General features: G+C 38.6%; 25 protein-coding genes. 13 read left to right on the top strand and 12 right to left on the bottom strand.

Going from position 1 to position 26,283, the window contains the following annotated elements:
* The first annotated feature begins 6 nt into the window (after positions 1–6).
* Positions 7–783: an ABC transporter ATP-binding protein gene (locus tag AC056_RS05775; RefSeq protein WP_077162992.1), complete on the top strand. Its 777-nt coding sequence runs from the start codon at positions 7–9 to the stop codon at positions 781–783.
* A gap of 74 nt (positions 784–857) precedes the next feature.
* Here the strand turns inward: AC056_RS05775 and abeS are convergent, their stop codons facing one another.
* The 4 genes from abeS to AC056_RS05755 all read right to left on the bottom strand — a co-directional run bounded on the left by abeS (position 858) and on the right by AC056_RS05755 (position 4,582).
* On the bottom strand, positions 858–1,187 hold the full coding sequence (gene abeS / locus AC056_RS05770; protein WP_004700493.1) for a multidrug efflux SMR transporter AbeS: 330 nt from the start codon (positions 1,185–1,187) through the stop codon (positions 858–860).
* A gap of 235 nt (positions 1,188–1,422) precedes the next feature.
* Positions 1,423–1,686 (bottom strand): YfhL family 4Fe-4S dicluster ferredoxin, encoded by a 264-nt coding sequence (locus AC056_RS05765; RefSeq protein WP_077162991.1) that lies wholly within the window; start codon positions 1,684–1,686, stop codon positions 1,423–1,425.
* Between the two features lie 2 nt (positions 1,687–1,688).
* Positions 1,689–3,059 (bottom strand): tRNA 5-hydroxyuridine modification protein YegQ, encoded by a 1,371-nt coding sequence (yegQ, locus tag AC056_RS05760; RefSeq protein ID WP_077162990.1) that lies wholly within the window; start codon positions 3,057–3,059, stop codon positions 1,689–1,691.
* A gap of 56 nt (positions 3,060–3,115) precedes the next feature.
* Positions 3,116–4,582 carry a PLP-dependent aminotransferase family protein gene (locus AC056_RS05755; RefSeq protein WP_077162989.1) on the bottom strand — a complete coding sequence of 489 codons (1,467 nt, stop codon included), beginning with the start codon at positions 4,580–4,582 and terminating at the stop codon, positions 3,116–3,118.
* Positions 4,583–4,811: 229 nt separating this feature from the next.
* Between AC056_RS05755 and AC056_RS05750 the strand changes: the two genes are divergently transcribed.
* The gene (locus tag AC056_RS05750; RefSeq protein WP_077162988.1) at positions 4,812–5,681 is read left to right on the top strand and encodes a PhzF family phenazine biosynthesis protein; all 870 of its coding nucleotides are present in this window, start codon (positions 4,812–4,814) and stop codon (positions 5,679–5,681) included.
* A gap of 55 nt (positions 5,682–5,736) precedes the next feature.
* Here AC056_RS05750 and AC056_RS05745 read toward each other — a convergent pair whose 3' ends face one another.
* Positions 5,737–6,516 (bottom strand): ferredoxin--NADP reductase, encoded by a 780-nt coding sequence (locus AC056_RS05745; RefSeq protein ID WP_002118187.1) that lies wholly within the window; start codon positions 6,514–6,516, stop codon positions 5,737–5,739.
* Between the two features lie 104 nt (positions 6,517–6,620).
* Between AC056_RS05745 and tsaA the strand changes: the two genes are divergently transcribed.
* Positions 6,621–7,349 (top strand): tRNA (N6-threonylcarbamoyladenosine(37)-N6)-methyltransferase TrmO, encoded by a 729-nt coding sequence (gene tsaA / locus AC056_RS05740; RefSeq protein WP_077163078.1) that lies wholly within the window; start codon positions 6,621–6,623, stop codon positions 7,347–7,349.
* A gap of 10 nt (positions 7,350–7,359) precedes the next feature.
* Here tsaA and AC056_RS05735 read toward each other — a convergent pair whose 3' ends face one another.
* A complete protein-coding gene (locus tag AC056_RS05735; RefSeq protein WP_039250909.1) occupies positions 7,360–8,628 on the bottom strand; it encodes an MgtC/SapB family protein in 1,269 nt (422 codons plus the stop codon).
* A gap of 288 nt (positions 8,629–8,916) precedes the next feature.
* Here AC056_RS05735 and AC056_RS05730 point away from each other — a divergent pair, with 288 nt between their 5' ends.
* The 4 genes from AC056_RS05730 to AC056_RS05715 all read left to right on the top strand — a co-directional run bounded on the left by AC056_RS05730 (position 8,917) and on the right by AC056_RS05715 (position 13,222).
* A complete protein-coding gene (locus AC056_RS05730) occupies positions 8,917–10,674 on the top strand; it encodes a GspE/PulE family protein (RefSeq protein ID WP_019457134.1) in 1,758 nt (585 codons plus the stop codon).
* 75 nt (positions 10,675–10,749) lie between these two features.
* Positions 10,750–11,100, top strand: coding sequence for a NirD/YgiW/YdeI family stress tolerance protein (locus tag AC056_RS05725; protein ID WP_004700511.1), 351 nt, complete (start codon positions 10,750–10,752; stop codon positions 11,098–11,100).
* Between the two features lie 104 nt (positions 11,101–11,204).
* Positions 11,205–11,867 (top strand): response regulator transcription factor, encoded by a 663-nt coding sequence (locus tag AC056_RS05720; protein WP_077162987.1) that lies wholly within the window; start codon positions 11,205–11,207, stop codon positions 11,865–11,867.
* Positions 11,864–13,222 (top strand): ATP-binding protein, encoded by a 1,359-nt coding sequence (locus tag AC056_RS05715; RefSeq protein WP_004700515.1) that lies wholly within the window; start codon positions 11,864–11,866, stop codon positions 13,220–13,222. The genes AC056_RS05720 and AC056_RS05715 overlap by 4 nt, the downstream gene beginning before the upstream one ends.
* Before the next feature lie 65 nt (positions 13,223–13,287).
* On the opposite strand, the gene hemP is transcribed toward AC056_RS05715, so the two are convergent.
* Entirely contained in the window at positions 13,288–13,458 is a 171-nt protein-coding gene (hemP, locus tag AC056_RS05710) for a hemin uptake protein HemP (protein WP_000993415.1), read from the bottom strand.
* A gap of 136 nt (positions 13,459–13,594) precedes the next feature.
* On the opposite strand from hemP, the gene AC056_RS05705 reads away from it, so the two are divergent.
* A complete protein-coding gene (locus tag AC056_RS05705) occupies positions 13,595–14,497 on the top strand; it encodes an NUDIX domain-containing protein (RefSeq protein ID WP_077162986.1) in 903 nt (300 codons plus the stop codon).
* A 22-nt stretch (positions 14,498–14,519) separates the two neighbouring features.
* Here the strand turns inward: AC056_RS05705 and AC056_RS05700 are convergent, their stop codons facing one another.
* Both AC056_RS05700 and mrcB read right to left on the bottom strand, forming a co-directional pair.
* Entirely contained in the window at positions 14,520–15,071 is a 552-nt protein-coding gene (locus tag AC056_RS05700; protein ID WP_077162985.1) for a tetratricopeptide repeat protein, read from the bottom strand.
* 20 nt (positions 15,072–15,091) lie between these two features.
* Positions 15,092–17,488 (bottom strand): penicillin-binding protein 1B, encoded by a 2,397-nt coding sequence (mrcB, locus tag AC056_RS05695; RefSeq protein ID WP_077162984.1) that lies wholly within the window; start codon positions 17,486–17,488, stop codon positions 15,092–15,094.
* A gap of 185 nt (positions 17,489–17,673) precedes the next feature.
* On the opposite strand from mrcB, the gene AC056_RS05690 reads away from it, so the two are divergent.
* Both AC056_RS05690 and AC056_RS05685 read left to right on the top strand, forming a co-directional pair.
* Positions 17,674–18,582, top strand: coding sequence for an NAD(+) kinase (locus AC056_RS05690; RefSeq protein WP_002049094.1), 909 nt, complete (start codon positions 17,674–17,676; stop codon positions 18,580–18,582).
* A complete protein-coding gene (locus AC056_RS05685; RefSeq protein WP_049064370.1) occupies positions 18,579–18,851 on the top strand; it encodes a YeaC family protein in 273 nt (90 codons plus the stop codon). The genes AC056_RS05690 and AC056_RS05685 overlap by 4 nt, the downstream gene beginning before the upstream one ends.
* 202 nt (positions 18,852–19,053) lie before the next feature.
* On the opposite strand, the gene AC056_RS05680 is transcribed toward AC056_RS05685, so the two are convergent.
* A complete protein-coding gene (locus AC056_RS05680) occupies positions 19,054–20,067 on the bottom strand; it encodes a glycosyl transferase family protein (protein WP_077162983.1) in 1,014 nt (337 codons plus the stop codon).
* 498 nt (positions 20,068–20,565) lie between these two features.
* Between AC056_RS05680 and AC056_RS05670 the strand changes: the two genes are divergently transcribed.
* Entirely contained in the window at positions 20,566–21,921 is a 1,356-nt protein-coding gene (locus AC056_RS05670; RefSeq protein WP_049064365.1) for a dicarboxylate/amino acid:cation symporter, read from the top strand.
* A gap of 159 nt (positions 21,922–22,080) precedes the next feature.
* Positions 22,081–23,226: an acyl-CoA dehydrogenase family protein gene (locus tag AC056_RS05665; protein WP_077162982.1), complete on the top strand. Its 1,146-nt coding sequence runs from the start codon at positions 22,081–22,083 to the stop codon at positions 23,224–23,226.
* Positions 23,227–23,276: 50 nt separating this feature from the next.
* On the opposite strand, the gene AC056_RS05660 is transcribed toward AC056_RS05665, so the two are convergent.
* Positions 23,277–23,900 (bottom strand): hypothetical protein, encoded by a 624-nt coding sequence (locus AC056_RS05660; RefSeq protein ID WP_077162981.1) that lies wholly within the window; start codon positions 23,898–23,900, stop codon positions 23,277–23,279.
* A gap of 89 nt (positions 23,901–23,989) precedes the next feature.
* Positions 23,990–24,931: an alpha/beta hydrolase gene (locus tag AC056_RS05655; protein WP_077162980.1), complete on the bottom strand. Its 942-nt coding sequence runs from the start codon at positions 24,929–24,931 to the stop codon at positions 23,990–23,992.
* A 184-nt stretch (positions 24,932–25,115) separates the two neighbouring features.
* Here AC056_RS05655 and pheA point away from each other — a divergent pair, with 184 nt between their 5' ends.
* Positions 25,116–26,225, top strand: a complete 1,110-nt coding sequence (pheA, locus tag AC056_RS05650) for a prephenate dehydratase (protein ID WP_002049199.1) — start codon at positions 25,116–25,118, stop codon at positions 26,223–26,225.
* The last annotated feature ends 58 nt before the right edge of the window (positions 26,226–26,283 follow it).

Raw genomic sequence — 26,283 nt, 5'->3', positions numbered from 1 at the left:
ACATAAATGGAACACGTTGCAAAACTAGTGATTCGTGATTTACACAAAACATTTGGCGATCATGAAGTACTTAAGGGGATATCACTTGATGCAAATGCTGGCGATGTGATTAGTATTATTGGTTCATCTGGTTCGGGTAAAAGTACCTTGCTGCGTTGTATCAATTTTTTAGAACAACCGAGCAATGGCACCATTAAACTCAATGGTGAAAAACTACGCACAGTCTTTGATAAAAAAGGCAATTTAAAAGTGGTTGATCCAAAGCAACTACAAAAAATGCGTACTCAGCTCATGATGGTATTTCAGCACTTTAATTTATGGTCACATATGACAGTGCTTGAAAATGTCATTGAAGGGCCAATTCATGTTCTTGGGATAAAACGTGCTGAAGCAGAAGAGCGTGCACGCAAATATCTACGCAAAGTTGGATTACCTGAAAGTGTTGAGAATAAATATCCAGCATTTTTATCTGGTGGTCAGCAGCAACGGGTAGCAATTGCTCGTGCTTTGGCAATGGAACCAGAAGTGATGTTGTTTGATGAACCAACCAGTGCGCTTGACCCAGAGTTGGTGGGTGAAGTGCTAAAGGTTATGCAGAGTTTGGCTGAAGAAGGCCGTACCATGATTGTGGTGACACATGAAATGGGCTTTGCACGTCATGTGTCTAATCAAGTGATTTTCTTACATCAAGGGAAAATTGAGGAACAGGGCCATCCTGATGAAGTACTCAATAATCCGAAAAGTGAGCGTTTAAAACAATTTTTGACGGGCAGTTTAAAATAAGTTGTTTATACCGAGTAAAGTGAAATTTTTTTAAAAAGAATTCGCATCTTACTCGGTTGCTTTTTAATTATATTTTATAGATGAGTATTTTTAGAAAACACATTAATAATGATAATACCTGCAATCATTAAAGTAAGACCAATACAGGCCGCCAAGTCTAAATGCTGTTTGTAAAATATCCAGCCAATTGCAGAAATTAAAATAATACCCGCGCCCGACCAAATGGCGTATGCAATTCCAATTGGGATTGTTTTTAGCGTCAGGGACAATAAATAAAAAGCAATCGCATAGCCCACAACTGTAACGATGGATGGAATGGGAACAGTAAAACCTTGAGATGCTTTTAAAGCTGAAGTTGCAATGACTTCACAAGCAATCGCAATTGCTAAATAAAGATAAGACATGGGGGACTGCGCCAGAAAGAGTTTTAATCAATCTATATGAAATGTTGAAATGGTTTGCCAGTTTTAACGATTGTTTAATTTTTTTGGTACAAAATTACCAGTAAATCAAACTGAACTGATAAATTGATTTTATCACTAGCAAAGTGTTCTCAGCTATTTATTCATTTATTTAATCATTGAGCTGCATAGTCATAAAAAGAGGATCAGTAATTTTAGCCTGATCCTCGATAGTCTTTTAAGAAATAGATTCGCCGAGTAAATTTAACCCTTTAAATTTCTCTAGCAGTTTCTCTTTATTCTCAATATGCGCAGGGTCTGTTTTTATGCAATCGATAGGGCAAACCGCCTTACATGTGGGTGCATCATAAAAGCCTACACACTCGGTACAACGAACTGGATCAATTTCATAAACTTTCTTCCCTTCAAAAATAGCAATGTTGGGACATTCAGGTAAGCACATATCGCAGTTAATGCAGTCACTCGTAATCAAAAGTGCCATGTTTAACTCGCTGAATAAGCCAATGTAGATGCAGTAATACTTTCTTTGGCATGCGGCAAATTACGTACGAGTAGGGCATAACTGATATCAACATCTTGTGAGAGTGGAATTTCAACGAAATGCCCAGAACCTTTGGCATCTGTAATAGGGTTACCTTTTAAATCACGCATTTCGGTTAAGGTAAAGGTGATATTGCCTTGAGGTGTCATGAGTTCAAGTGAGTCGCCAACCACAAAACGATTTTTAACTTCAATACGAATATAATCACCGCGACGTTCTAAAACCTCTCCACAAAATTGTTGATAGTCAAAATGTGATGAACCATCGGTATAGTTTTGATATTCGCTATGCACATGACGTCTTAAAAAACCTTCTGTGTAACCACGGTTTGCCAATCCTTCGAGCTGAGCCATTAAGCTTGAGTCAAATGGTTTACCTGCTAATGCATCATCAATGGCTTTACGATAAATTTGAGCAGTACGGGCACAATAAAAATATGATTTAGTACGGCCTTCAATTTTCAGTGAGGCAATGCCCATTTTGGTTAAACGATCTACATGTTGTACCGCACGTAAATCTTTGGAGTTCATAAAATAGGTGCCGTGTTCATCTTCTTCAGCAGCAAACATTTCTTCATCATTACGTTGTACAAGCAAAGTTTGAGCTGAAGTTGTTTCTGATTGTGCTGATGAGCAGCAAGACTTCTCTGACGTGTTGAGCTGAGTGACTGGAATTACATCGCCGTTTGCATCTTCTTGGGCTTCATGCAACTTATAGTCCCAACGACAAGCATTAGTACAAGCACCTTGGTTGGCATCACGTTTATTCATATAACCAGAAAGTAAGCAGCGACCTGAGTAGGCCATGCATAGTGCGCCATGTACAAAAACTTCGAGTTCAATATCTGGGACGTGTTGCTGGATTTCTTCGATTTCTTCTAATGACAACTCACGCGATAAAATCACGCGGCTTAGACCGTAGTCTTTCCAAAATTTAACAGTGGCCCAGTTAATGGCGTTGGCTTGAACCGATAGATGAATTTGCACTTCTGGGAAATGCTCACGCACCATCATAATTAAACCCGGATCAGACATAATAAGTGCATCTGGCTGCATCGCTACAATCGGTTCAAGGTCACGAATAAAGTTCTTTAATTTGCTGTTATGAGGCTGAATATTCACCACAACATAAAACTTTTTACCTAAAGCATGAGCTTCATCAATTCCGATTTTTAAGTTGTCATGATCAAAAGCATTATTACGGACACGTAAACTGTAACGTGGTTGGCCTGCATATACGGCATCTGCACCATAGGCAAATGCATAGCGCATGTTTTTTAGTGAACCTGCGGGAGAGAGGAGTTCAGTTTTCATAAAATAAAAGGCATAAAAAATATATGGTTTTATTTTATTAACTCCACATTTTGGATTCAACCTACTGAATTAGTAGGGATTTGATCTAAATCTTTTTGCGCGGGTAGCATATTTTTTGCTAACTCACCTAAGCGGATCAAAGCATTTAACATTTTGGGATTTAGCTCAAAACAAGCTGCTATGCGTAAACAATGACTAAAACGTTTATCAGCCGAACATAAAATTCCCGGCATACATAAGATCTTTTCATCCATTGCCTGATGAAACAGTTCTAGGGTATCAATTGATTCGGGTAGTTCTAACCATAAAATAAATCCTGCTTGCGGTCGACTGACTCGAGTACCGAGTGGAAAATAACGGCAAATATAAGATTTGATGGTGTCAATTTGCTGTTGATAGCGTTTTTTGAGCTGCCGTAAATGCAGGTCATAACCGCCATTCTCTAAGAAAAGTCCCAACGTTTCCGTGAGCAAAGCCGGTTCAGCAACAGTGGTCGTAAATTTAAGTTGCTGTACAATATTACGAAAGCGCCCAGCTTCTAGCCAACCAATTCGATAGTCGGGTGCTACGGTTTTTGTATAGCTACCACACACCAAAACCCATCCATTTTGATCAAACGCCTTAATGTTGGGTAAAAGCGGTTCTGTCAGTTGCAATTCGGCGTACATTGCATCTTCAATGACAGGAACTTGAAACTGATTAGCTAACTCTGCCAAGCGACGACGGTTAGTTTCAGGCATGCTAAAACCGAGAGGATTGTGACCTGTTGGAATGGTTAATATAGCTTGTACATTTTGAGATTTTAACAGTTCTTCAAGAGCATCTAGGCACATACCTGTATGCGGTGAAGTCGGTACTTCTACAATTTTTCGGCCTAAATTATGAAGAAGCGGGTACAGGTTATGAAAAGTAGGAATCTCAAGAGCAATGCTGTCACCCGCTTGAGTTGTTGCCATAATCGCGAGACTTAAAGCCTCCATAGTGCCATGAGTGAGTACAATATCGTCTGCTGAAAGAAACATACCAAGCTGTAAACTTCGCCTCGCAATTTGTGTACGTAAACGTATAGAGCCGGGTGGTAAAGTATAGTTTTTAAAAATGTCTGGCTGCGTCCGTAAAACTTGAGCAGTTAAGCGTTTTAAGCGTTCAATTGGATAGAAGTTTTCACCTGTAGGACAAGCTAAGGCTAAATTAACATAGTCAGGATCCATCTGCTTTTTAACGATTTGTGCTAGAAAACAGCTAATTCCTGAAAGAGATACTTTTTCTTCACTGACATAACGCTCTTCAAGTTCTAATAGGTTTGAAGGCGCATGACAAACATAGTAGCCAGACTGTGGGCGAACTGAAATTAAACCTTGGTCTTCAAGCTGACGATAAGCTTCTTTTACGGTGTTAATGCTGACCTGATAATGATTTGCGCAGTCGCGAATTGATGGTAAGCGTGAACCAATAGGCTGCCTGCCATTCTGAATTTGCAGGGTTAGGTCATCACTCACTTTTTTATATTTGTACATGTCAATTCATTAAAAAGCCAAAGCAATGGATACACTTTATAGTGATCTTTTATTTAACTCAAATATTGTGATTGCTTTTGATTAGTTCATCTAACACAAATCTAACTTAAAAACTGTGTCTATTATTTTTCATATGAACTGATACTGTGACCATTAAAAATAAATCAGTAAGATCAAAAAATGGTAAGGATTTAAAAGCCATAATTTTTAATTACAAAATCAGTAGGAGTGGTCTATGTCTGTTGTTGCATTTAAACAAGTTGATGTTTTTACTTCACAAGCATTTAAAGGTAATCCTGTTGCAGTCATTATGGACGCCAGTGCCTTAACATCTGAACAGATGCAGGAAATTGCGAATTGGACTAATCTTTCTGAAACGACTTTTGTGCTCGCTGCGACCGATTCTCAAGCTGACTATCAGGTTCGAATTTTTACTCCACAAAGTGAGTTGCCCTTTGCTGGACATCCTACAATTGGTACTGCCTATGCTTTGCTTGAAGCAGGCCTCGTGACACCTAAAGATGGTAAACTGGTACAGCAATGTGCTGCGGGTTTGGTGACTCTGACCGTAAGTGACTCAAAGCATATTTCATTTGAACTACCTAAGCCTAAAATTACTCCACTTGACACAATGCACACTGAAAAACTGGCTGAAATTTTAAAATGTCAGATTGATACTCAATGGAATGCAGCATTGGTTGATGTGGGTGCGCGCTGGATTGTCTTACAAGCTGTAAACGCTAAGGCTGTTTTAGCGACTCAACCAGACTTTGCAGCCTTGAAACAACATGATTTAGAAATGAAAGTTACGGGCGCGACGGTTTATGGTTTTTATGAAAATAATGATGAGCAGAAACATATAGAAGTCCGCTCATTTGCCCCTTCTATTGGAATAAATGAAGATCCAGTTTGTGGGAGTGGGAATGGTAGCGTAGCTTCATTTATTCGTTACCACGGAATTTTGCCAGCACAAAATGATGTGGTGCTTTCTTCACAAGGTCGGGCTTTAGGCCGTGATGGACACCTTCAACTTGAATTGCATCAAGATAAAATTTTAGTGGGTGGAACCGCTGTTACCTGTATTGATGGCAGTATCACCTTATAAAAAGAGATATAAAAAAACCGAGGACTTAGCCTCGGTTTTTTTATTTAGAAAAAGCTTATTTTTCTACGAACGCACGTTCAATTACGTAGTCGCCCATTTCACCCATACGAGGTGATTCAACTAAACCATGTTGGTCAAGTAATGCAGCAACATCTTTTAAGAATGCAGGGCTACCGCAAAGCATTGCACGGTCAGTTTCGCGGTTAAAACGTGGTAAACCAATTTTTTCAAATAAAGCACCAGTTTCAATTGCAGTTGTTACACGACCTTGAGTGTGGAAAGGTTCACGAGTAACAGTAGGGTAGTAAACAAGTTTGTCTTTAATACCTAATTCTTCAAAGAATTCATGGTTTGGTAATTCGTTCAAAATCAGGTCTTGATAAGCTAATTCAGAAATATAGCGTGTACCATGAACAACGATTACTTTTTCAAAGCGTTCGTAAGTTTCTGGGTCACGAATAATTGATAAGAATGGAGCAAGACCAGTACCAGAAGATAAAAGGTACAAGTTTTTACCTGGTAAAAGGTCATCATGAACCAATGTACCTGTTGGTTTTTTAGAAACTAAAATTTCGTCACCAACTTGTACTTTTTGCAAAATCGAAGTTAAAGGACCGTCTTGTACTTTAATTGAGAAGAATTCTAACTCTTCTTCGTAGTTCGCACTTGCAATCGAATACGCACGCATTAACGGTTTGCCATTCACTTCAAGTCCGATCATCACGAACTGACCATTTTTAAAACGTAAGCTAGTGTCGCGTGTAGTTTTAAAACTGAAAAGGGTGTCATTCCAGTGGTGCACATGAGTAATGCGTTCAACGTTAAAAGCAGCCATTAAAGGTCTCGATCACGATTAAAAGAAAACAGATTGCTATTCTAATCTAATTTCATTCCCGATAAACTGAATATATTTAATTGTGTTTATAAGAAAAAGTGATGATGAACTCTGTCACCCTCCCAATAGTCGGGCACATGTGCTCACCTTTTCGAGAAAAATTTGGTATTCCACGTCAGCCCAACTTGGTCAATATCGAGTCTTATATCGAAATGGTAGAACCTTATAATGACTTATTGGCTTTTGAGGGAATTGAGCAATTTACTCATCTCTGGCTCATCTGGCAGTTTCATGACAATAAAAATCAGGAGAATGCAACTAAGTTTCGACCTCAGGTTCGCCCACCACGTTTAGGGGGTAATGAAAAAATTGGTGTATTTGCAACACGCAGTATGTATCGTCCAGCGCCTGTAGGTTTATCTGTAGTACGTTTAAAAAAGGTTGAAAAAGTCGGTAAGTCTTTAAGAGTGTATGTTACGGGCAGTGATTTACTAAATGGCACGCCAATTTTAGATATTAAACCTTATATTCAATACTCAGATGCCATTGTTGATGCTCAAAGTGGCTATGCACAAGCTGAACCAGAACGAAAGCAAGTCATCTGGTCGGAAAGTGCCATGACTACTCAGCAAAATTTTCTAAAAAATAAAAAAATTAACGGGCAATATCTGGATGAATTAGAGCAAGTTCTAGCTTTAGACCCAAGGCCTGCCTATCAAGAAGACCCTGAACGAGTCTATAAAATGAAATTTTCGAATTTTGATATTCATTTTAAAGTGAATGATAATGTAATTACAGTAATTGATATGGTAGAGGATGTTTTGTTCGCTTAAGCATCTCATTTTAAAACCAATGTATGTTCATCCATAGCAGACAAATTAATATCGCCATGTGAGTGAGTTGTGCGGGAATAAAAGCAAGGGCATAGCGCATTCCACCTGAAATAGCCGAATTAATGCTCTTGGCAATTGCATGCACTGCAAAACCACTCATAAAAGCGATTAGTAGCGATGTGTGAGCGTTATTTGGTTCTCCTTGTACAATTACTGCTGCAATAGCTGCATGTATTTCAAACAAAGAAGCGAGTAGAGTCCCAGCGATTAAGCCTGCATCTCCTAAATATAGACTTAGGCCATAAACACCAATCTGAATGAGTGTGAGTGTTCCCGCAATAATCACGGCTTCTTTTAAGCTGAACATTCTGGAGTCTAATTCGGCTGAAGTCGAACTTGGTTCCGCCTTACGCAATAAAATAAAGGCCCACACCGCTAAAAAAACCAATGCAATCAGCATTGGAAATATAATGACTTTGAACCATGCTAAGCTAATTCCAATCACAATTATTAAGGTCTGAATGAGTGTAGAAACACACGACATCAATGCAGCACCAGCATTTGTGGTGGCGTTCGCACGACCAGAACGAACTTCTAAACCTAGAGTTGCAATAGTCGCTGTACTCGATACAAAACCAGATGCTAAAGAAGAAAGTAATAGAGCATTTTTCGATGACAAAAGCCGTTTTGCAATATGTGCGAGCGCTTGCACAAATAAAATCAAAGTCAGTAATTTTAAAATCACATGTGGGTTTAAAACAGGTCCCCAAAATGGTTTATTGGGAACTAAGGGTAAGGCAATTAAAAGTAATGCCAGTAAAAAAATCCCATCACGTAATTCTGATTCGGTAATCCACTGACTGGCAATACCATGCATGGATTGTTTTGCTAATAAAATAATCGTCATGATGACTGCGAGACCCGCAGCTAACGAAATATTCCAGATACAAAGCGCTCCTATAAAATAAGTCATAATAAAAGCGAGTTCTGTAGTAACACCTGGGTCATTCGGCTGGTTTTTAAGGGAGACTATGCTGATTGCGCCAATAAGTAGAGCGCCTACAATTCCAATTTCAGTACCAAATAAAAAGCAGATTGCACCAAGTAGGGAGCTAATTGCAAAAGATCGAAAACCTGCAAACGTTTTGTATTCATGTTTGAGCTTGCTTCTTTCACGTTCCAAACCAATTAATAACCCGCAGCCCAATGCCGCTGCAATAATGGTGATAAATTCTTCAAAAGATGCAGTTTGTAATGACATTGTCATTGGAAGATTCATAATACTTCCTCTTTGGTTTATTGTTATATACAGGTGTTAATCATATTTAAATCATGTATTCATATGCAGTGTATGCTTTTTATTGTATTGAGCCTAGTCTCTTTTTTAATCAAACTATCACAATAAATATCTTTATAAATATGATCTATGCCACAAAACAATAATAAGTTGAGAATTGGTTTAATTAATTGAAGTTAAAAGGTATTTAAAAGCTGAATTTGGAAATTTTCATACCAGTTAAATCTAAAACATCTCTGCTATATTATAAAAATATATTGGGGATAACACATGAATGCACATGTAGAAATAGACGCACATTGGTGCCTAGAACAACTATTACAAGAAGGCCGTATTACTGAGCGTGATAAATTACTGGTACAAACGACAAATAGACAAAAAGATCAATTGAAATGGCATCCATTACAGTGGATTGCCCATTTTAATTTAAAAGATCAACACCACGTACAGGCACATTTAAGTTTAAACCGCCTGTGCCAATGGTTTGCCGATCGGGCGCAATTACCATTATTTGTGATTGATCCTTTAAAGGCAGATGTCAGCGCTTTAACTCAAGTCATGTCACAAGAGTTTGCGATTCGAAACCACATTTTAGCTGTAGAAGTCCATGCGGACCGAATTGTGATTGGTACCGACCAGCCTTTTAAAATAGATTGGTTAAATAATCTGGAACGCAGTTTGGCACCGAAAAAAATTGAACGGGTATTGCTTAATCCCGAACAGTTGCAACGTTATTTACGAGAGTATTATCAGGTTAGTCGTGCTGTAAATTCAGCTCAAAAAGATGCTGCGCATGACCGTGATAACAAAGGAGTAGAAGCGCTTTTACAACTTGGTGATAGCCAAAACCCTGATGCCAATGATCAACACATTGTGAAATTGGTCGACTGGATTTTACAGTTTGCATTTGAACAAAGCGCCAGTGATATTCACATGGAACCACGCAAAGACAATGGTAAAGTTCGGTTTCGTATTGATGGCGTTTTACACACCATTTATAACATGCCTTCAAATACACTGACCGCCGTGATTTCCCGAATTAAAATTTTAGGGCGGTTAAATGTAGCGGAAAAGCGTAAACCGCAAGATGGTCGATTAAAAACACGGACACCGAAAGGGCAAGAAACCGAACTCCGTTTATCTACCTTACCAACAGCGTTTGGTGAAAAACTGGTTATGCGTATTTTTGACCCAGATGTATTGGTACGCTCTTTTCAGCAACTGGGTTTTGATCAGTCATTGCTGCAACAATGGCAGCGCATTACACAAAATAGTCACGGCATTATTTTGGTTACTGGTCCAACAGGTTCTGGTAAAACCACAACGCTATATTCTTCTTTAAAGCAACTCGCAACCGATCAAGTCAATGTCTGTACCATTGAAGACCCGATTGAAATGTTAGAGCCTAGTTTTAACCAAATGCAGGTCAATAATGCAATTGATCTGGGCTTTGCTGATGGTGTACGTGCTTTAATGCGTCAAGACCCCGACATTATTATGATTGGGGAAATTCGTGACCAAGACACTGCGAACATGGCCATTCAGGCGGCACTTACAGGGCATTTGGTACTGTCAACTTTACATACCAATGATGCGCCGTCTAGTTTGACTCGTTTGCATGATTTAGGTGTACAACCATTTCTGACAGCAGCAACTATTTTAGGCGTATTGGCACAGCGTTTAGTGCGACAGCTTTGCCCGCACTGTAAGCAACAAACTCATATTAATGAGGATGAATGGCAGCACCTAACGTTCGACTACATTATGGAAATGCCAGAAAAAGTGTATCAAGCAGTAGGCTGTGAACAATGCCGTCATACAGGCTATAAAGGGCGAGTCGGTATTTATGAATTTATGCCTGTTAGTCTTGAGCTTAAGCATCTGATTGGTAGTCACGCAACTTTAAATGAACTAAGAAGCCAAACTAAAAAAGAAAGTGTGGAGCCTTTGCGAATTGCTGGAGCGCATAAAGTCATTGAAGGACTTACTACTTTGGAAGAGGTATTACGTGTTGTGCCTTTAAATTAAATTTTTCTTAAGATTCACCTCATTTATGCTTGTTTTACTGATGTCATTCCAAGATGTAATCAAATAGGTGATTTTATGAAAACATTTAAAGTGATCTTGATGACAGCTATTACTGGTATAGCCATAGCACATCTATCTACGAGTCAGGCAGCAGCTATACCTGCAACAGTCACTACTGTTAAGCAAGCATTAAAGGCAAAAGACAATACGCCTGTAAAATTACATGGGCAAGTGGTGAAGTCTATAGGCGATGAGAAATATCAGTTCCGAGATAAAACAGGCACTATTATTATTAATGTAGATGATGAACTTTGGCAGGGTCATCCTATTTCTCCAACGACTAATATTGGTCTGGTTGGTGAAGTCGATATAGACTTTAAACCCTCAAAACATGTAGAAATTGATGTAGAGCAAGTCCAATTTTAAGCATTGGACTTTGCTTATACCATTTATAGCCGCACGAATGATGCGGCTTTGCTTTTTTAATAAATGCTTGGCAAGATCAAGTCAGAATATAACAGGATAAATAGATGAGAATTTTGCTTGCAGAAGATGATCGCTCTCAAGCGGAAAGCATTCAATCTTGGTTAGAGTTAGATGGCTATCAAGTCGACTGGGTTGAAAGAGGTGATTACGCGCTTACTGCGATTGAACAGCATGACTATGACTGTATTCTACTTGATCGAGGTTTGCCTGAATTGGCGGGTGAAAAAGTCTTAACAACAATACGTTATAAACAAAAAAATGTACCAGTCATTTTTATTACAGCGCGTGACAGCATTCATGACCGAGTAGAGGGGCTAGATTTAGGTGCAAATGACTACTTGGTTAAACCTTTTAGCTTAGAAGAGTTATCTGCCCGTATCCGAGCTCAATTGCGCAAACAAACTTTGAGTCAGCAATCGGTTTTAACTTGGGGAGATTTACACCTCGATACTCAAGCAAAAGTTGTATTATTGGCGGGAATCTCTATTGATTTAACAGCTAAAGAGTTCCAAATCTTACGTAAGCTCATGGTTCATCCTGAACATATTATTACGCGTGATCAGTTAGAAGAAGCGCTCTATGCATGGGGTGACGAGATTGAAAGTAATGCAATAGAAGTTTTTATTTACCAGCTTCGAAAAAAAATCGGCAGTAGCAGCATTAAAACCATACGGGGACTAGGCTACCGTATGGGAGATTTAAAATGAAACTGAACCGTTCATCTTTACAGTCTCAACTGGTTAAGACCACCATGTGGAGCAGTGTAGTGGTCGGGCTGTTGGCTTTAGGTTTACTGACTATATTCTCGATTTACCACAACATGTCCGTGCAAGATCAAATTATGGATGAAATTTCAGATACTTTGTTGGTTTCTGATCTTTCTAACCATCCTATGAAGCAGTTTGATGAGCTCAGTGATGAATTTGATATTCAATATGAATTATTAGACTCTGGTCAATTGCTTACCCATTCTCATACTTATCAACATGAGCTTTTTGAGCAGGGTAATTTATCTAAAGGGTTTTCATACTTTTGGTTTGATGGTCAATTATGGCGTAGTCTGGCCACACAACAAAAAGATTCAGAGCTGCAAGTTGAAGTCTTTCAGCCCATGAGTACACGTGTTGAAGAGGTACTCAAAGCACTCGCTGGATATAGCGGTCTTATGGTTCTGTTCTGGCTATTACAATGGGTGATTGTAAGCTGGCGTACAGAACAACAATTGGCGGCTTTAAATCTACTTTCTAAGCGTATTGCTCAAAAAACTGCATCAAATTTAGAACCAATTCAAGACCCGGATGTCATTACAGAAATTCAACCAGTCATAGATGCTTTAAATCAGTTACTTGCAAGACTCCAGCGGGCGCTTGTTGCTGAACAACGCTTTACCGCAGATGCCTCACATGAGTTACGTTCACCTTTATCAGCAATACAAATGCGACTTCAAGTTTTACAGCGTAAATACCAGCATGTTCCAGAGCTTGACCAAGACTTCGAACGCATCCAACAAGACGTTTCAAGAAGTACAAAGATTCTTGAAAATTTACTACTACTTGCTCGTTTAGAGCCTAATGAAACAGAACAGCCAGATCTGTTTAAGAGTGTGATTGATTTAAACCATATATTGGCTCGAGTCATTGAAACCGTAAATATTGATGCGCAAGCCAAACAAATGATGATTGAGACCAATATTTTGTCAAATGAAACTAAAGTATTTGCGAATGAAGAGTTACTCTTTATTGCTTTTCGAAATCTATTTGATAACGCGATTCGCTATAGTCCTACTTTAGGATTTATTCATGTTGAACTGAGTCAGTCCCAGCAACAACTGAAAATTTCTATAGAAGACGCTGGAAATGGGGTAGATGATGAAGTTTTAAGACGTCTAGGACAGCGTTTTTTTCGGGTATTAGGTACGCAGCAGCAAGGGTCAGGACTAGGGCTCTCAATTACTAAAAAAATTATTCAACTCCATAGTGGAGAACTACAATTTATGCATGCAAGCCAAGGTGGTTTAAAAGTTGAAGTGATAATGCCTTTTAATCAGGAAATACAAAAATAGCATGGTTGCCCATGCTATCCATTTTTTGTTTTCCCACGAATATTATTGAAACGCGAGGATCGTTCTTATTTAGTTAAAATGAGACGGTTATTGCGTGTAAGGCGTAAACGATATTCCTCGCCAGCATGCATAATTCGAATTTCACGACCTAATGCAAATAGGTTGTTAGAATGCAGCATTGGTAAGGCATGAGCTGAATCAGTGTTACGAGTAAATAAGCTAAAAGGTGCGTTCATTTGTTGTGCTCCGTGGTATATTCTTGAACGATTTAAATGATAATCATTATCGAATAGATCTGTCAATGAGATTTTAAAGAATTTATAAATTGATAAAATTTGCTTACACTTGTGAAAAACTTGAGTGAGTAGAAAAATGCCTAAACCGATCGTCGATGTTGCAATAGCTATCTTAATTCATCGTGGGAAAATATTAGTTGGATGGCGTGGGGAGCAGCAGCATCAAGGTGGCAAGCATGAGTTTCCAGGAGGAAAGGTCGAGCAAGGTGAAACACCAGAAGAAGCCTGCCGCCGTGAAATTTATGAAGAAGTCGGTATCGGTTTAAAAGAATGGCATCAATTTGATTATATTCACCATGAATATGATGACATTATTGTCAATCTTCATTTATTCCATAGCTATGTACCTGATGAGTTATTAAATCTTATTCACCAGCCTTGGACATGGTATACGCGTGATCAGCTAGTTAACTTAAACTTCCCGAAAGCCAATAAAGACATCATAAAAAGATTGTATTGGCCACATTTCATTAAAATTAATTCTACGCTCGTACTAACCGAAAATAAGGACACTTTAGTGTATTGGCGTAGTGAAAAAGATAGTTTTAAACCAGAAGATATAGAAAAATTAGTGCTGTTAAATACAGAGCAGCTTTCAAAATTAATCATAAATATCGATATTTGGCGCAAACTAAAACCTGAGTTAAAAAGCCACATAAAAACAGTTCATCTTAAACAGTCCCAATTAATGAGTTTGCATAAAGGTGATTTAGAGGTGGGAGTGCGTTTTATTGCAGCTTGCCACGATGCAGTTTCTTTACAACACGCACAGCAAATCGGCTGTGATGCTGTTTTTGTAAGTCCTGTCAAAGTAACTGAAACTCACCCAGAAGCGAGAGCACTTGGGTGGGATCGTTTTGCTGACTTGATTGAGAAATGCCAGATTCCCGTCTTTGCTTTGGGGGGGATGAGTCCTGATGATTTAGCCACAGCACAGCAACACGGTGCGTATGGCTTGGCAGGTATTCGTAATTTTTAAAAAGACATAAAAGCATTAAAAGCTAGAGCGCTTTTAATGCTTGCTGAGCTTCTTGAATAGTTTTTTGGTTATTGCGTTGTTGCCCAGCTTTTAAAATGGTTAGCCAAAGCTGTTTTTTCATCGCTTGGCTCTGAGCAAAGCTTAAACCACGTCTTGCAAGAGACTCAGCATTAGCATATTGCTGTTTATGATTTGCACTGAGTGCTAAAAATAAATAAGTCTCGGCGGCTTGTGGTGCTAAACGCTGCGCTTGAAGGGCGTAGCGCTCAGCCTCCGACCATTGCTGGTTTTTGTAAGCTTGCTCAGTTTTTTGCATTAACGTTTTAAAAGCAGGTAATTGGCTTCCATCATCATTAAAGCGTTGGGGCTTTTTCTGCTGAGGAACAATCACCTGTAAACTTTTACGTTGAATATCTGAATGATCATAAGGTGTAATTTTTACACCAGATGGTGTCTCAGTACTCTTTTTTTCGGCAACAGGTGGTGTTTTCTCTTTTGGGACTGAATGATCTGGTAAAGTTGTACAGCCGACCATAAGTACAGCACCAATATAAAAAACACCCTTCTTTAACATATCCTGTTTCCTGTTAACACTTAGTTGTTATAACTACCACTAGAAATCACTCGTGTGTTATTCGACAGATCTTGTTCCATCTGACTTTCACTATCACGAATATAGCTATCGCTATTATCCGGTTGAGATGCTGGTGCTGTGTTATCACTTTGTGGTGCGTATGTTGGATCAACTTGATAATAAGGTGCTGCACATGGCGTAGCACGATGTGGCACTGTATGCGTCAGCATAGGAATATACATTGCTCCAGCACAAGCCTGTGCAGACAAATCACCTGTTGCATGATCAATCCATTGCCACTGTACAGTGTCTGGTTGACGTAGATTTACTGGGGTTTGACGTAATTGTTTCATCACATTAATCCACACAGGTAATGCTCCAGATGAACCAGTTAAGCCAGTTACTTTATTGTCATCTAGACCTAACCACACTACAGCAACATGGTTGCCAGAATATCCTGCGAACCATGAATCACGTGTATCGTTGGTTGTACCTGATTTACCAGCCAATTTTAAAGTAGGTGATAAGCTGTTATAAGCTGCACGACCAGTACCTGAAGACATAACCTGTTGTAGACCATAGTTCATGATATAACCAACAGATGGATCAATTGTTTGTTGTACGTTTAAACCATAACGATCAAGTAAACGACCCTTGGCATCTACTATAGAACGAATTGCACGAGTTGGATATTTAAAACCACCTGTAGCAAAGTTTTCATAAATACCGAGTACTTCCATTGGCGACATATTAACTGCACCAAGGAAAATAGAAGGGTAGGCCGGAATTGGTGATTCGACACCAAATTTCTTTAAGTTGTTGGTAAATGTAGATAACCCAAATTCTTGACCTAAACGCACAGCAGAAAGGTTATAAGAGTTTGCTAAGGCTTCACTTAAACTTACAACGCCATGACCACCGCCACTATAGTTTTTCGGTGTCCAGCTTTTACCACCATCTACAGGAATGCTAATTGGCGCATCTTCGATCTTGCTTGCCCAGTTATAACGTCCAGACTCCATTGCGCTTAAATAAATCACTGGCTTCAATAGGGAACCGACTTGACGTTTTGCATCTAAAGTACGGTTGAATCCAGTAAAGTCTTGAGTCGAACCGACAGCTGCAATCAATTCACCGTTTTCTGGATGTGCAATGAGCACAGCACCTTGCAAGTTTTTCAAACGAGCAGGGTTGCTTTGACTAAGACGTTCTACAGATGCTTTAAATGCATCTTGAACTTGAGTTTGAGCAATTGGGTCCAAGGTCGTAAAAATACGTAGTCCTTGATTGGTTAAATCACTTTCTTGATATTCGGTACGTAACTGACGACGTACAATATCTAAAAAGTCAGGGAATTTTGCAGGCCCTAGGCTTGGTTTACTTAGAATACCTAAAGGACGTGCAATTTCAGTTTCATATTCTGCTTGAGTTAAATAACCCATTACACGCATGTTATTGAGCACTGTATCGCGACGATTTTTTGCTCCTTCAGGGTTTTTCCAAGGGTTATATAGCGATGGCCCTTGAACTAAACCAACTAAATAAGCTTGTTGTGCGACATTCAGTTCACGAAGTGGTAAACCAAAATAAAATTGTGAAGCTAAGCCATAACCATTGATTGAATAGTTACCATTTTGGCCTAAATTTACTTCGTTTAAATAGGCTTCTAAAATTTCATCTTTGCTGTAATGCAACTCAATAAGTAAAGCCATTAATGCTTCATTCACTTTACGTTTTAAGGTGCGTTCAGGTGTTAAATAGAAGTTTTTAACTAACTGTTGTGTGAGTGTTGAACCACCTTGGCGACGTCCTCCAGTGACATTACTCACCAAAGCACGTGCTGTACCACGAATCGAGATACCGTGGTGATGATAGAAGTTGCGGTCTTCGGTAGAAATTAAAGCTTCAATCAGTGGTTTAGGAACACTATTAAGTTTAATCAGGACACGGTCTTCATTATGCTGGGTATAAATGCCCCCAATGAGTAAAGGTTCTAAACGGGCCACACCTGTTGATGATGGTTTTGTACTACGTACATCTGCAACCTGGTCGTTTGCAAAGCTGAGCTCTAAAACCTGTTCAGGTTCTACGCTATCACCATAGTCGAAACCACGTGTATGCACATACATGTTGCTACCTTGAGCAACAAAGGTTCCTGACTTGTCATAATTACTTGAAGTTTTGTAACCTAATAATTTTAATTCTTGAGTGAAATTTGCTTGGGTAATGGGTGCATTATTATAAATTTCCAAAGGCCGAGCAAACACTTTGGCCGGAATGTCCCAGCGCTGTCCTTCAAATTTTTCACGAATAATATTATCTAAACGAATCAGATAGATACTAAGAGCAATAAAAGCACCAATCACCAAAATTGAAAAAATTAGCGCGAAGAAACCGATACCACGTTCAAACTTCATATAAATGAGATAAAACCCTAAACAATACGCTAATGATGCGATAGCTTGTCATCAATTTGCAATGATAAAACTGTGAATAAATTGAAAACTTAAATTGAATTTTACTGCATCTTGTTGTTATGTTTTTTTAAATTAATCAGGATAATGTTATGATAGCGTAGAATCGCAGCGGAGCTTACTCATTCGTGCAAATTTCACATAAGTCCTTCAGAAACGTCGGGTTAATTGGTCGACCGGATAAATCATCAGTTGTAGAAACACTATGTTTAATTCATGACCATTTGCTAAGTTTAGGCCTAAACCCCATTTTTGATCAGGAAACTGCCGAATTAGTGCCCTATGATCATGCGCAAGTTGTTAGTCGTCACTTATTAGGTGAAGTCGCTGATCTGGTCATTGTAGTAGGTGGAGATGGTTCTTTGCTTCATGCAGCCAGAGCTTTAGTTCGCTACAATACACCTGTTATTGGCATTAACCGTGGGCGTTTAGGATTTTTAACCGATATTAAGCCTGCGGAAGCTATTTTTAAACTTGATCAGGTATTACAAGGTCATTTTCAACTTGATCGCCGTTTCTTGCTTGAAATGGAAGTACGCACCAATGGCGAAGTCATTTACGACGCAATTGCTTTAAATGATGTCGTACTACACTCAGGTAAGTCGGTACATATGATCGACTTTGAACTCAATATTGATGGTCAATATGTTTACCGTCAGCATAGCGATGGTTTAATTGTTTCGACACCAACAGGATCAACTGCTTATGCATTGTCTGGTGGTGGCCCAATTTTACATCCAAGTATGGATGCGATTGCATTAGTTCCTATGCATCCCCATACATTATCTTCACGCCCAATCGTAGTCGGTGGGCAAAGTGAAATTAAAATTGTCATTCGCGAAAACCGGGTATTACCGATGGTGAGTGCAGACGGACAGCACAGTGTATCGCTCAATGTCGGTGATAGTTTGCACATCCGCAAACACCCATTTAAATTAAGTTTATTACACCCACCAGGTTATGATTTCTATATGGCTTGTCGTACCAAACTGGGTTGGAACCAAGATTTTGAATCTTTTCAAAGAGATGAATCATGAATATTGAACAAATGCTATCTGTTTTAAACCCTGAAATTGTCGAGCGTTTAAGAACAGCCGTAGAGATTGGTAAATGGCCAAATGGTGTTGTCTTGACAAAAGAACAGCGCGAAACATGTATGCAAGCTGTGATTGCTTGGGAGTTAAAGAACTTACCGGAAGATCAGCGTAGTGGTTATATTGACCGCGGAACGAAAGAAGAGGGTGAAGAGTGTGATGATGATCATCACAAGCATGAGCCTGAGTTTAAACCGATTCGTTTTGTTTAAAACTTAATAAGACAGAAAAATTATTTTTGGTTATTCCATACAGCCCTTATATAGCATGTTTTTCATAACTCATAGCATATAGGCTTTTATTACTTTTGAAGGATCAAAAGTAACCAAAAATCCTCTGTATCACTGACGATACTTCCTGTATCGCAGTGATACGGTCGACATCCATGTCGACCTTCACGATAGCATCTGTTAACTACGAATTAAGATTGCTTAAATTTCGTGTTTCCCATAGCACTTTTGCTTTTTGCATCGCTTCTTCAAAGCTAGCAACAACGCCCATTGTATATAAAGCAATACCCATGGTTTCTGTTACTGCCATTTCACCATATTCATGATGCTGCTGACCAAGCCAGACCGCTTTAAACGTTGCTAAATCTAACTCTTCTTCAATTGGGCTACGTTCAGGCGTAAGCTTTGGTAACTCATGTTCATAGAGTTCACCATTTTTAATGCCGCAAATGAGAGTTTTAGCATCGGGGTTTCGCTCAAACTCACCGCCTTCACCTTTAATGACGGCACTATTTTGATAGCCTAAGCGAAGCGCACTATGTTGATGAGAGGTTCTATACGCGGGATGGAATATCGCTTGTAAGGTGGCTTTCGCATTAAATGGGTTAATGAGACGAGCCAAAGTGTGAATAGGTGAGCGTAAGCCCATCACATTTCTCAAAGAAATTAAATCGCTTAAAACAGGTGAAATTACATCTAATGGTAAGTAAGCAAAATTCTGTTCGGCTAATTGTGTGCGGACTTCTTGTTCAGAATGGCAAATTTTATAATCTAAATATTCCAAAACTTGTTCAGTATAGACTCGGTTAATCGTATGCCCAGAAGCGCCATGCATGACGATTTTGTAGCCGTGATGCGCAAGTGTCAGAGCAGCCAATAAAAACCAAGGATAATGTTTACGCTTGCCTGCATAAGATGACCAGTCTAGGTCAACGTCTAAAGGTTGAAAATTAAGTTGGTCTTTGGTGGCTTGTACAAATCCCGCAAGCTCATCAATAGATTCTTCTTTAACACGTAGTAGCATTAAAAAAGCACCCAACTGAACATCAAGAACTTCGCCTTTTAAAATCATGGTAAAAGCTTGATAGGCTTCTTCGAAAGTCAGTGATCGAGATCCGGTTTTCCCCTTACCTAAAATACGGACATATTGCGCAAAGGGATGTTCAGCATCTTTATAGATATTACGTTTAGTATTCATGGCAGTTCAAAACAGTAAAAATAAGGGGTATGCAGCTCAAAATGAAATGTCTGCAAGTGCTTATCAATATGACATAAAAATCTGCTGAAAAAATATCAAAAGCGTTTCTCATACTAAAGTCTTAAGGCCGCATGGGTGTTTTTTATACGTATTAGCCAAAAATTTAACCGAATCGTGATTTAATTCGAGTAAACTTTCATGTGCTTTTTTGAGCACTCATATCATAATTTTCTGTGATTCTCCTATATCTTCAGCTTTTTATTGAAAAAGTAAGAGGTTATTTCTGGCTACTCAAAGTGGTTGGAAACTTCAGGTATTCTCCTGTTTTAGAAAACAGCTTTTTTGTTTTCGTTGAGGTAGTAGGAAGGTTTTTGTTATTAAAAAACCATTTCCCTTTTGCGGTGTCCATGTGAAAGGTTAGGGCTGTGTATTCGTAAAGAATAGACGTTTCATTTTGATATTTCCAACGGACTTGGAAATATAGATTGAAGTAAAGTTATGGCTAAAAAACCGATTTATAAATCACTTTATTTTCAGGTGATTATTGCGATTATTGCGGGTGTTTTGGTAGGGCATTTCTCTCCAAGTACAACGCAAATAGTGAATGGTGTTGAACATCATATTCCAGGTTTAGGTGAGCAACTCAAGCCATTAGGTGATGCTTTTATTCGTTTGATTAAAATGATCATCGCACCTGTTATTTTCTGTACAGTGGTCAGTGGTATCGCTGGTATGGAAAGCATGAAGTCAGTTGGTAAAACTGGCGGTGTTGCATTGTTATACTTCGAGATCGTTTCAACAATCGCACTTCTGATTGGCCTTGTGGTGATTAACATTGCAAAGCCAGGTGTAGGAATGAATATTGATCCTACAACCCTAGACACTTCAGGTATCCAAAAATACGTTACTTCTGGTGAGTCACAATCTACCGTTGATTTCTTAATGCACATTATTCCTGACACGGTTGTAGGTGCATTTGCAAATGGTGAAATCTTACAGGTCCTTCTTTTTGCAATTCTATTTGGCTTTGCACTTCATAAGTTAGGTGATGCAGGACGTCCAGTTTTAAAGTTAATTGATCAAATTGCACATGTATTTTTTAACATTGTAAATATGATCATGAAGCTTGCTCCATTAGGTGCATTTGGAGCAATGGCATTTACTATTGGTAAATATGGTGTGGGGTCACTCGTACAATTAGGGCAACTTATTATTTGCTTCTATATTACGTGTCTGCTCTTTATCTTCTTGATTTTGGGTACAATCAGCCGTATCAGCGGTTTTAGCATCCTTAAGATGATTCGTCTAATTCGTGAAGAACTCTTAATTGTGCTTGGTACTTCTTCTTCAGAATCAGTCTTACCACGTATGCTGCGTAAACTTGAGATTGCAGGTTGTGAAAAGTCTGTCGTCGGTTTAGTTATTCCGACGGGTTACTCGTTTAACCTTGACGGCACTTCAATTTATTTGACCATGGCTGCAATTTTTATTGCTCAAGCCACAAATACACAGCTTGATATCCAGCATCAAATTACTTTGCTTTTGGTACTTTTAATTTCATCTAAAGGTGCAGCAGGTGTAACAGGTTCTGGCTTTATTGTTATGGCGGCAACTTTATCTGCTGTTGGTCATATTCCAGTTGCAGGTTTGGCATTAATTTTAGGTATTGACCGTTTCATGTCAGAAGCACGTGCTTTAACCAACCTTGTTGGTAACTCTCTAGCAACAATTGTGGTTGCTAAATGGGTAGGTGCTTTAGACAAAGATAAATTAAATGATGCATTAAATAATCCAGAGGAAGTGGATAGAAAAATGCTTGAGCCAAAAAGTGTTGTTGCTGAAGCATCTCACTAAAAATTATGATTGATAAAAAGGGAGCTTCGGCTTCCTTTTTTATTGGCTGACTGAAAAGTACAGCTTTAATGAGTAGCTATGCCATGACAGTAACTAAAAAAATGATTAGCATGCTCAGCAATGAGAATTGATAAAACAATAAAGCTGAAGGAAAATATTATGTTGGCATACGATGCAGATTTAGAATTATTTCGTGATAATTTTAAACGTTTTATGAATGAGCATATCGCTCCACATTATGACCAATGGGAACACGAAGGAATTATGCCGCGTTCAGTTTGGAATCAACTGGGCGAAAATGGCTTTTTATGTGTAGATGTTCCAGAAGAATACGGGGGTTATGGCGTTCCAACTTACTATTCATTAATGTTGGTTGAAGAATCTGCTCGAGCTGGTTTTTGCGCATTATCAACTGCTATTTCTTGTCACTCTGAAATTGCTGCACCATATATTTTACATATTGGAACTGAAGAGCAAAAACAATACTGGTTACCAAAAATGGTTACTGGTGAAGTGGTTGGTGCAATTGGTATGACTGAACCAGGTGCTGGTTCAGACTTACAATCAATGCGTACAAGCGCCATTTTGCAAGATGACGATTATTTGTTAAATGGTTCAAAAACCTTTATTTCAAATGGTCAACATGCTGACCTTGTGGTGCTTGCAGTAAAAACCGATCCTCAAGCGCGTGCAAAAGGCGTGTCATTATTATTGGCAGATACTCATCTAGAAGGTTTTAAAAAAGGTACCAACCTCTACAAAATCGGTCTGCATTCTCAAGACACATCTGAGCTATTTTTTGACAATGTTAAGGTTCCTAAAAACCAGTTACTCGGTCAAGCTGGGCAGGGGTTTGCTTACTTAATGCAAGAGTTACCACGTGAACGTACAGCCATCGCATCTACCGCTATTGGCGCTATTCGTGGTGCAATTGATTTGGCAACGGCTTATGTAAAAGAGCGTCATGCATTTGGTCAACCTATTTCTCAGTTCCAAAATACGCGTTTTGTTTTAGCTCAAGCAAAAATTGATGAGCTTGCTACGGCTGCTTTTTACGAGAGAAACGTTGCTCTATATCAAGAAGGTAAGCTAGATGTGGAAACAGCAGCAGCACTAAAAAGCTTCAGTACAGATATGCAAATGAAAGTCGCAGACAACTTGCTGCAACTCTTTGGTGGTTATGGTTATATGACTGAATATCCAATTTCACGTTTCTTTGTAGATGCTCGTATTCAGCGTATTTACGGTGGTACAAATGAAATTATGAAAGAAATCGTAGCGCGTGGTTTAATTGGTAAAGCCTAATTAAATAGTTTTAAAAGAAGCCTACCTTTGAGTAGGCTTCTTTATATTAGCTATTTGTTAGTTCGATAAATGACAGGATAGTCTTGTTGCTTGGGTAACTTGTGTAAGGCCTGATTGATCTTTCTTAAAAATGCATCGGCTTCATCTTGACGAAAAGAGTCTTCGGTATATTTGCTACGTTTTTGATTGATGCCACAACCCGTTATTTCCATATTTTCAGGATTAAATGACCAGTCATTTGGATTCTTTAAGTTAATGTCTAAATCACTTTCACAGCTTTTCCATAAACGTAAAAACTCATTTGATAATTCTGTTTTAAATCCTCGTGCTGGATAGACAGAAAATCCTTTTATTTCAGGATTGGAAAATTGTATAAACATGTCTACTGGCATACCACCCCAAATAATTGCTGTATCTGCTGGCAAGTATATACCTGATAGATTTTTCTCATTTAAAGCATGTTTTTGCTCAAATTTCTGCCGGAAGTGTTGCGACCGATAGGTCAGTTTTGTTTGGGCTGGGATTTGAATACCACGAACTTGATTGCTGGTAGTTGTCATATAGTACGGAGAATTATCAGTACCATTACATCCTGCTATTATCGGACAACCGCTACAAGCCGTTAAACTATAACTTGCAAGACTCAGTAGACTTAAGACAATAATTTTATTCATTCTATTTTACTGTTCTTTTAACATCTTTAAGCAGTATAGCTAATCTAGGCTTTAAGATGAGTTCAGCATTTTGAAATTTGAGTAATTTCTTATTCCGTTGCCTTCTCACTCTGCTCATCAAATAAAGATTTGCAGCTTTCTAGATCTTTGCACGAAGCAAACATAAGGGCTTTAGGCAAGCTCGCATACAAATTTGTAATGTGTTGCTCAGCAGGATTATAAAAATGCCAATAATTAAATTGGTTTGAACGTTTGTTTTCTAAAGCTTTAAAGAAATCTGTTTCATTAAACTTATTATTAGATTGAGTACGAGGCCCACCTTGCTCATGTGTACCGACTGTGGTCATGAGTAAGGGATGATTTGATTTTTGACTTTGCCAATGCTTTAACTGTTGAAATAACATACCTTGGTCAAACCACAGAGAAGGGCTTGCAGCGAAGTAACGTTGAAATGCATCTGGCTTTTGAAAAAAATGATAAAGTACAAACAAGCCTCCAAAAGAGTGCCCATAGATACTTTGTTGCTGGCTATTAATTGGAAACTGTTGTGCAATTTCAGGTTTGAGTTCGTTATTTAAAAATGCAATAAATTGATCAGCACCGCCATATTTATATTTACCTTGAGCCTGAAATTCAGAAGAAGGTTTTGGTGTGTAATCGTAAGCACGCTTTTGCACATCAAAAGTTTTTTGCTGAGGATAACCAACCGCTACAATCATAAGTGGATCAAGTCCTAATTTGGTAGAACCAGCGCCAATCGACTGAGCAATATTGGCAGCACTTGGAAATGTAGCATTTCCATCTAATATATAAAGTACTGGATACCCATGTTGGGGCGGGGCGACAGGTGGTTTATAAATTTGAATGAGATAATCATGGCCTGTATTTTTAGATTTGATTTGGAATTGTGCCTGATTATTTTGAAAAACGATTTTTGATTGATTTTGTATAGACGTTTCAGCTAGAACATTACTGCTTATTAAAGTACTCAAGATAAAACTAGAAGAAAAAAAGAAAAATGATTTATGCATAACAGATGAGAATAAAATTTATTACTCAAATCATAAATGAAAATCATTATCAAATAAAGCTATCAAAAGAATGTCCGCAAAAAGGTTAATGAAAAAAGCTCTTACAGCCATATTGCCTAACAAATCAAAGCAGACTATTGTTATACTCTCGTTTAAAAGATGATTTTACTGAGGCTGCATTCCAATGATCAACGATGATCAAAACAAAACGACTTCTCTTAGTTTAGAACAAATTCGCGAAGATATTGATAGTGTTGATCAACAGATTCAAGAATTATTAAATCGCCGCGCAAGCCTTGCTGAAGCTGTTGCTAAAGCTAAATTTGCTTCCGAAGAGAATCCTTTGTTTTATCGTCCTGAACGTGAAGCGCAAGTCTTACGTAAAGTGATGGAGCGTAACCAAGGTCCTTTATCTGACGTTACTATGGCGCGTTTGTTCCGTGAAATTATGTCTGCTTGCCTTGCTTTAGAAGCTCCGCAAAGTATTGCATTTTTAGGACCAGAAGGTACTTTTACTCAATCTGCTGTACTTAAGCATTTTGGTAAAGATGCAGTTGTTCGTCCATTACCAACTATTGATGAAGTGTTCCGTGAAGTGGAAGCGGGTAGTGCACATTACGGTGTAGTTCCAGTTGAAAACTCATCTGAAGGTATTGTGAACCATACTTTAGATTGTTTTAAAACATCTAACTTAAATGTGATTGGTGAAGTTGAATTGCGTATTCATCATCAATTCTTGGTCTCTGAAAATACACGTAAAGACAGCATTAAACAGATTTATGCTCACCAGCAAACTTTAGCCCAATGTCGTCAGTGGTTAGACGCGCATTATCCGGGTGTTGAACGTGTTGCCTTAAACTCAAATGCAGAAGCTGCACGCCGTATTCGCAACGAATGGCATTCAGCAGCGATTGCATCTGATATTGCAGCAGGTATGTATAACCTTGAAATCTTACATAGCAATATTGAAGATAACCCGGAAAATACCACTCGTTTCTTAGTCATTGGTCGTGAAAAAATTCCACAAAGCGGTAATGATAAAACATCGTTATTGATCTCAGCACATGACCGTGCAGGTGCTTTATTAGAAATTTTAGCACCGTTTGCAAAACATAATATCAGCTTAACGAGTATTGAGACTCGCCCAGCGCTACCTGAAAAATGGGCCTATGTATTCTTTATCGATTTAGAAGGTCATATTGATCAAGAGAACGTTGCTGCGGCAATCAATGATATTCGTCCAATGGTAAAAGAGCTTCGTATTCTAGGTTCTTATCCTGCTGCTGTTCTCTAATCACTCATGTTGGAATAATGGCATGTATCCAAATAGAGCATGTCATTATGCTTAAAAA

The sequence above is a fragment of the Acinetobacter genomosp. 33YU genome (genome assembly GCF_001990725.1).
GTDB lineage: Bacteria > Pseudomonadota > Gammaproteobacteria > Pseudomonadales > Moraxellaceae > Acinetobacter > Acinetobacter seifertii.
Note: the sequence above shows the minus strand (reverse complement) of the source record. Positions and strands in the feature narration are given on the sequence as shown.